Genomic DNA, 7,210 nt, shown 5'->3' with positions numbered 1-7,210 from the left:
TCATAACCGTCGTTTGGCCGGACTGGCTTCCAACTCCTCCGCAAACGGGTCCCGTTGGTGTGACAGAAGAGCGACCGCGTCGCAGACTCGCGGCAGGGCCGGGGCGGCTTCGAGGTTTCGCCCGCCGTTGCCGGTTACGGCTGAACCGTCTTCATTGGTGGTCGCGCAGGAAGGCAGGGATCTCGTCGCGGGTCGGGTAGTTCGGCAGGGGTGCTCGCTTGCCCTGAAAGAACGCGGTGATGACGGCGGCGGCCCGGTCGTTGTTGTCGCCAAGGCCGTTCCACATGTGGTGTCCGACTCCGGGCATGTACTGCGTGCGCTGGATGGCGGGGTCATTGGCAAGGACGGTGGTCTCCCATTGACGGATCTGAGAGGAGCACTCGGCGATCATCAGCATCGCGGGGATCCGGGAGCGCCTCAGTTGCGGGGCGATGGAGGGTGAGTCCTTGACCGTCTGCTGGATGCGGAGGCTGGCGGCGGGGCTGAAGGAGAAGTTCTGTGCGGTGTCCTCGGCGGGGATGCGGTGCGCTTCGCGCGCGCAGTATGCGGATGCGGTGTCGCTGCCGAGGTCTGCGGCGGTGAAGGCGTTGTCGCCTTCGGCCTGTCCGATCAGTCCGGTGTCGGGGGTGAGGAGTCCGAGCCTCATGAGGCCGAATGCCACGGCGTACCGGGGGACGTGCGTCGATCGCGGTCCGGTAGGGGCCGGCGCGAGGCCGCGTGCGGATTTTCGGCCCTTGTGCCCGGCGATGTGTGCGGTGGGGCCGTCCATGGGGCCGGGCTCGGCAATGATCGCGCGGTGCAAGCGTGCGGCGACGCTCGGGTCGGCCAGGGCTCGGGTGAGCACGGCCCCGCCTGAGGAGAATCCGAGGATGTCGACCTTGCCCTTGTCCAGGCGGTCGATGAAGGCGGCGAGGTCGCGGACCGACCTGGAGATCGTGTACTGGCCCATGGGGAGCAGGTCGCTGCGTCCGCCGCCGGCCTGTTCGTAGGCGTAGACGTCGTAGCCCTGGCGTGCCAGGAGTTGCAGGAACAGGTGGTCGAGCACCGAGATGCCACGGACCGGTCCGCCGTTGAGGTACACGAGCGGGATGGGATGCCGGGGGCTGGGGTGCGTGGGCGGGTAGTGGTACACCGCGACCCGGCTGCCCGTGGTCAGGCTCCAGTGCTGCGTGGTCACGAAGGGTAGGGCGGGCGGGTACCGCCGGGCCGTCGGCACGGTCGGGATGCAGACCGACGCCGTCAATGCTGCCGCGACAGCCACCGGCAGGAACGGCGCGAGCCGCGCCGGCCAAGTGCGGCACCGCCCCCGCCACATCGCGAGGATCGCCCCGAGTCCGAGGGTCGGCAACCATGCGGCGAGCCCCGAGCCTGCCCCGTCTGTGAGGGCGATCAGTACGAGAAAGACGACGACCAGCATCGTGACGGCGGCCAGGGCCAGCAGTAAGCGTCCAGCGAAGCGGACGAGACGTATGGCGGACGTGGGCATGGCGGACCTCCAACAGTTTCAGAACGCTGTTTCAAAACGACGTTATCAAAGAGGGTAGGCTGCTGGTCGTGGGTAGGCCGAGAACAAACGACGAGGCCGTCAAAGAGCGGCTTGTGGAGTGCGCGACCGAGATGCTCGCCACCCGTCCGCGGGAGTCGCTCACGGTCCGCGCCGTGGCCGCTGCTGCCGAGGCGTCGACTACGGCGGTGTATTCCTTGTTCGGTGGCAAGGACGGGCTGATCGGTGCGGTGCGCGACAGAGCTGTCACCGGCCTGTTCCAAAACCTGTCGGCGGCGCAGACCTCAGCGGACCCTCTCGCCGACCTCTACGTGCTGGCCGTCGCCTACCGTCGTTGGGGGCTCGGACACAGCCACCTGTACACGGTGCTGTTCGGTGGTGTGCAGTCCTTCGACCCGTCGGGGGAGGTCGGTGCCAGTGACCCGATCCTTCCGCTCCTCGCAGCGATCGATCGCGCGTTGGCGGCGTCCGTCCTCGTCGGCGAAGCAACGTCGATCGCCCTGTCGATCTGGGCCACCCTGCACGGACTGGTGACTCTCGAACTGGCTGGGGCCCTCGACGACGCCACCGCCGAAACCGCATTCCGATCGGCGATTCACGCCACGTTGCGCGGATGGACGACCCCGGCGGTGTTCCGCAGCCTGCGCCAAGCCGAACTCGCTCATTGACAGGATCAGGGCCGGTTATCCGGGCCCTCCCGGTCCCTGCCGGGGCGAGGGTGCATGGTCGGTGAAGACTGGCATGCCAAGGTCCACCAGCTGCGGCCGGCCATCAGTCGCAGATCGCTTGAGGCTGTTGAGCTTGGCCATCGCAGCGTCGAAGCTGACCTGGAGTCCCTCGACCTCGCCGAGCCAGCCGTTGGCGCGGGCCTCGGTGATGCGCTCGCGGAGGTTCTGGATGATCTCGATGAGGCGTGGCCTCTGGCGGGGATCCATCTGGAGAACGGGGTAGCGGATGCAGGCGTGCTCGTGCTTGCAGGGGGTTCCGTAAGGTCGCCCGCAGGTGCCCAGTGACACCTTGCGGAGCTCGAAGTGCTGCTGGAAGTCGTGCCACTCCTGCTCGGTGGGCTCGCGGTACTCGTCCTGCGGTCGGTCAGCCCGGCGGCGGTCGAGGAAGCCGCGGTAGGTGCGCACGAGGTCGTCCTGGAAGACCGCGAGGTATGCCTGAGTGGTGGTCAGCGTCTTGTGTCCGAGGATGCGGGCGGCGATGTGGACGGGCAGGCCGCCGGTGACGGCCTCGGTGGCGAACATCCTGCGGAAGTCGTGCGGTGTGTAGTTCAGCGGCTGGCCTGCCTGGTCGCGCAGGCCGGTGGCTTCCAGCGTTCGATCGAGCCTGTGCTTTGACTGCGGCCTCGCTCATGACCTGAGGCTGCCAGTAGGGCCGCCGCTGGAAGAGATGAGGCAGCAGCGGGCCGGTAACGCGCGGCTCCTCACCGCCCACACCCGGTACTTGAGCACTCTGCTGACCAACAGTCGCCCCGCCCCGTAAAACGGTCCCGCGGGCATGAGGCGCGCACGTCGGCCCGTGGGTAGGTCAGCTCCCGGGAGCGTGCAGTCCGAAACCGGGACCGTGGCTGGCGGCAGCGGCGGTTCCATTGACCCCCAATGCTGTCCTACAGGCCGATGCCGTACAGCGTGTTCGTCTCGTCCCACATCCCGGCTTGCTCGAAGTACCCGGCCAGGGACTTGGAGCCGTCGACCCAGCCGCCGTGGCGTCCGGTCTCGATGAGGTCGGCGCCGGCCTGTTTGGCGGCGGTGGGGAAGCCGCGGCGCAGGCTGTGTCCGCTCCAGCAGGGTGGGAGGTCGGACAGCACTTTGGTGGGGGCGGTCAGGCCGGCGCGGGCGGCGGCCCGGGTCACCGCGTCGCCGATGATGGCCAGGCCCTCCTCGACCTCCTCGAGGTCGGTCCAGTCCAGCAGCCGCAGTTCGGAACGGCGGGCGGCGAGGGCGAAGCCCAGCAGCAGGACGGCGAGGTCTCGGCGGCCGATCGCGGTGGTGGTGGTGGCGGCGACCATCTTCCGCAGCACGGGCGGGGTGGCGGCGGCCTCCCGACGGGGCCGGCGGCGTGGGTCCTTGCTCTTCTTGCGCTCGGCCTCTGTTACCAAGTGTGCTTTCGGCGGCTGCTGCGCCGCAGAGTCTGGCTTGGCCGGACGCCTCCAACTCTAGCGTGCACATGTACACGCTTTGATCGGCTCGGCAACCGGGGCCCGCTGCGTCGTCCCGCAGCAAAACGGCCCCGGAATCCGTGGTGGAAGCCTTTCTTCCTAGGTAATAGGTGCGCAAAATGCGTCGGACCGCTCACCTGACCGAAGAGGCACCAGATCCCGGGCAACCGAATCTGTCGAAACTGTGGTCTGGGGGGCGAGGGAGGGTGCTTGATGACTCGACATGGAGGGGACGCGATGCGGAGCAAGATCAAGTCTGGGGTGACAAAGCTGGCGGCGGTGCTCACGGCAGCGGCGGGGTTCGCGGTATTGTCCCCGACCCCCCAGGCGTACGCGGGCGGGTGCACATTGGCTGGCTGCTCGACCACCTGGAACTACTCCAGCCTCGGGGTGCTGGCGGTAAAGAACTGGGGGAACTGCGCGGGCACCACAGGGACCGCCAAGGGCGCGGAGTGCGTCTCCCTGTCTACAACCAAGTGGATCTACTACGGCCAGCCCACGCCGAAGGGCGAGGACTGGGACGCCTTCCGGGTAGACGCTGGGTACTGCTACCTCGTGGAGTTGCAGACACCGGGCAAGAAGTGGCACATGACCTATGACCGGAGGAATTCCTCCACTCCGGTCTACGTGAAGGTCGAGGACTGGGGGACGGCTTACGTCCGCGGCCAATCAACAACCTCCTGTCCGTGAGCCGGTGACTACTTCGGCAGCGGGGACAACGCCGAATTGAGAGCCCGCGAGACGTGGGGGAGGCGCGAGGCCTCGCACCTCCCCCACGCTGCACATGCTGTACTCACCAGAGGGTGTCTTGTCGGTCCCCGGAGGGGTGGCCGGCCGCGGCGTCGGACTCCTCGCCAGGGGCGGCGGTCAGGATGGCGTCCCGGACGGCAACAACCCGGCCTGCCGCGCCCCGTGTACCCGTGATGCCGGCCAAGCCCGCGAGGAAGGCGCCCTCACGGAGAGCGTCCTCGAGGACCGCCGGGCGCGCGGGCGGTCGGCGAGGTACATCAGCGCGCTGACCCGCCGTGGTCGGGCTCATGGTCGGGGCTACGGGGTCAGACGGTCAGGCAGGCATGTCGCCGGAGTAGTAGAAACGGCACGCGACGCCGGGACCAGGCGCGCGCGCTTCGCCGGGGCGCGGGTCGTACAGGGCGCGGCCGCCGGGGAACTGCCCGAGCTCGGTGGACAAGGCCACGCCGTCATCGACTTCCTCCGGCCGCCAGCCCGGCAGCACGCAGGTCAGCGACGATCTCGGCCACCGTGCCCGACACCCGAGACGGCTGCAGGTCAATGGTGGCAAGGAGACAGGCCCGGCAGCGGTCCAACCACCGGCGGCCGTAACCGGGCACCTCGATGATCCCCGCCGCACGCGCCGACCGACCACAGCCCACACACGGGACCGGATTCCGGCCGACACGGGCCGCTGCCTCCCGGTGGACCTGCCGGGGCGGGGCCGGAGCCAGGCCGGCCACGCGGTGCTCGGGTTGTCCTCAGAGTTGCCCGGTTTTCCCCAGGTAGGCCCACGCTGGCCAGCGGGCAGATGACACACGGGAGTTGCCGCTCAAGCGGCATGTCGGCGCCGGGTTTCCGGCTCAGATCATTGGGTGGAGATCTTGTGGACGGTGGTGTCGTCGGGGTTCAGCCGTCGCCCGTTCGCAGACAGCACTTCCAGCGGGCGGAGGCGTTGTCCCTGTCGGCGGTCGACCAACTGTGAGTGGGGTTCGCCGGGGGCGAAGAAGTTCTGTTCGCCCCATTGCCGCAGTGCCACGATGACAGGGAAGAGCGCCTTGCCCTTCGGAGTCAGTACGTACTCGCGGTAGGCGCTGCCGTCCGAGGCGGGGACGGATTCGAGGACACCGCCGGCGACCAGGGTGCGCAGACGCGCGGTGAGGATGTTCTTCGCTACGCCGAGGCTGCGCTGGAACTCCCCGAAGCGCCGGCTTCCGTCGAAGGCGTCCCGCACGATCAGCAGGGACCACCAGTCGCCGATCGCGTCCACCGACCGGGCGACGGGACATTCACTGTCGTCGAAGCGCGTCCTGGTCACCATGGCGTCCCTCCCTCACGACGGTTGCAACATGCTACCAAAATAGTTACCGTCGCCAATGGTAGCAAGATGAAACCAGATATGTGGAGGGGTGCTCATGCCCGGCAACGGTGAGGCTGTGACACGACGGACCGAGGCTCGAAGCGGGGAAGGTTCCGCGTTCGTCCTGTCCCGTGGCGTCGTCATCCTGTTCGCCGTCGCCTGCGGGGCCGCAGTGGCCAACGTCTACTTCTCCCAGCCGCTCCTGGTGACCATGGGCCACGACCTCGCCATGAGCCCGGCGCTGGTCGGCAGCGTGGTCACCTTCACGCAGGTCGGATACGGGCTGGGACTCTTCTTCCTCGTGCCGCTGGGCGACGTGGCCGACCGCAGACGGCTCATCGTGGCCCAGTTGCTGCTCCTGGTGGTGGCGCTGGCCGTGGTAGCCGCCTCCCACACGGCAGCGATCCTGCTCGCGGGCATGGCCGCGGTGGGGCTTCTCGCGGTCGTCACGCAGACGCTGGTGGCCTTCGCGGCATCACTGGCCCCTCCCTCCGAGCGCGGTCGGGTCGTCGGTCTGGTCACCAGCGGCGTGGTCATCGGAATCCTGCTCGCCCGCACCGCATCCGGCCTCATGGCCGATCTCGCGGGCTGGCGCTCGGTCTACCTCGCCTCGGCGTCGCTCACCGCTCTGCTCGCCCTGGTCCTGTACCAAGTGCTGCCGCGCCACGGTGACGCTCCGCCCACAACCCTGCGCTACGGACAGCTCCTGCGCTCCACGATCACCCTGTTCGCACGGGAACGACTTCTGCGGCTCCGGGCCCTGTTCGGGTTGTTGATCTTCGCCGCCTTCAGCACCCTGTGGAGCAGCGTCGCGCTGCCGCTCAGCGAGGCCCCGTATTTCCTGTCCCACAGCGCGATCGGGGCGCTGGGGCTGATCGGTGTCGCTGGCGCCCTGGCCGCGACCGTGGCAGGCCGCCTGAACGACCGCGGACTCTCCCGGCGGACCACCGGCATCGCCCTGGCGCTGCTCGCCGCCTCGTGGGTGCCCTTGGCCTTCACCCGCAGCTCGCTCTGGGCCCTGGTCGTCGGGGTGATCCTTCTCGACCTCGCTGTGCAGGCGGTCCATGTCACCAACCAGACCCTGATCTACGCGCTGCACCCGGACGCGGGCAGCCGATTGATCGGCGGATACATGGTCTTCTACTCGATCGGCAGTGCCACCGGCGCCATCGCCGCGACCTTCCTCTACACGGTGGCCGGCTGGGGCGCCGTATGCGCACTGGGTTCCGCGTTCAGCTGCCTCGGGCTCGCGCTGTGGGCCTTCACTCGACACAGCACCCCGGATCCCGCCGCCAAGGTCGCCTCTCGTAGTGAAGGCCGACATCCCACCATGTGAGCGATGCTGCAAGCGCCCTTGACGGACTGTCTCGGACCGGGCGCTGAACGAGCAGGCAGCCCCAGGTCATCGACGGCCCGCCGCTCGCTGAACTTCCCCAGTCCGTTGAGAGGGGGA

At 68.5% G+C, this 7,210-nt stretch carries 8 protein-coding genes; 3 read left to right on the top strand and 5 right to left on the bottom strand.

Going from position 1 to position 7,210, the window contains the following annotated elements:
- Nucleotides 1–151: 151 nt before the first annotated feature.
- Entirely contained in the window at nt 152–1,486 is a 1,335-nt protein-coding gene (locus TNCT6_RS36115; protein WP_141365873.1) for an alpha/beta hydrolase, read from the bottom strand.
- Between the two features lie 68 nt (nt 1,487–1,554).
- Between TNCT6_RS36115 and TNCT6_RS36110 the strand changes: the two genes are divergently transcribed.
- Nucleotides 1,555–2,172, top strand: coding sequence for a TetR/AcrR family transcriptional regulator (locus TNCT6_RS36110; protein WP_141365871.1), 618 nt, complete (start codon nt 1,555–1,557; stop codon nt 2,170–2,172).
- A gap of 15 nt (nt 2,173–2,187) precedes the next feature.
- Here TNCT6_RS36110 and TNCT6_RS36105 read toward each other — a convergent pair whose 3' ends face one another.
- Together TNCT6_RS36105 and TNCT6_RS36100 are read right to left on the bottom strand one after the other, a co-directional pair.
- Nucleotides 2,188–2,784 (bottom strand): tyrosine-type recombinase/integrase, encoded by a 597-nt coding sequence (locus TNCT6_RS36105; protein WP_253266489.1) that lies wholly within the window; start codon nt 2,782–2,784, stop codon nt 2,188–2,190.
- Nucleotides 2,785–3,116: 332 nt separating this feature from the next.
- The gene (locus tag TNCT6_RS36100; RefSeq protein ID WP_141365869.1) at nt 3,117–3,608 is read right to left on the bottom strand and encodes a hypothetical protein; all 492 of its coding nucleotides are present in this window, start codon (nt 3,606–3,608) and stop codon (nt 3,117–3,119) included.
- A 297-nt stretch (nt 3,609–3,905) separates the two neighbouring features.
- Here TNCT6_RS36100 and TNCT6_RS41425 point away from each other — a divergent pair, with 297 nt between their 5' ends.
- The gene (locus TNCT6_RS41425) at nt 3,906–4,358 is read left to right on the top strand and encodes a hypothetical protein (protein WP_253266365.1); all 453 of its coding nucleotides are present in this window, start codon (nt 3,906–3,908) and stop codon (nt 4,356–4,358) included.
- A gap of 373 nt (nt 4,359–4,731) precedes the next feature.
- On the opposite strand, the gene TNCT6_RS42245 is transcribed toward TNCT6_RS41425, so the two are convergent.
- Nucleotides 4,732–5,037, bottom strand: coding sequence for a hypothetical protein (locus TNCT6_RS42245; protein ID WP_373996256.1), 306 nt, complete (start codon nt 5,035–5,037; stop codon nt 4,732–4,734).
- Nucleotides 5,038–5,265: 228 nt separating this feature from the next.
- Nucleotides 5,266–5,718, bottom strand: coding sequence for a helix-turn-helix domain-containing protein (locus TNCT6_RS36090; RefSeq protein WP_141365867.1), 453 nt, complete (start codon nt 5,716–5,718; stop codon nt 5,266–5,268).
- 94 nt (nt 5,719–5,812) lie between these two features.
- Between TNCT6_RS36090 and TNCT6_RS36085 the strand changes: the two genes are divergently transcribed.
- Nucleotides 5,813–7,093 carry an MFS transporter gene (locus tag TNCT6_RS36085; RefSeq protein ID WP_141365864.1) on the top strand — a complete coding sequence of 427 codons (1,281 nt, stop codon included), beginning with the start codon at nt 5,813–5,815 and terminating at the stop codon, nt 7,091–7,093.
- Nucleotides 7,094–7,210: the final 117 nt, after the last annotated feature.

This window comes from Streptomyces sp. 6-11-2 (genome assembly GCF_006540305.1).
In the GTDB taxonomy this organism is placed as follows: domain Bacteria; phylum Actinomycetota; class Actinomycetes; order Streptomycetales; family Streptomycetaceae; genus Streptomyces.
Note: the sequence above shows the minus strand (reverse complement) of the source record. Positions and strands in the feature narration are given on the sequence as shown.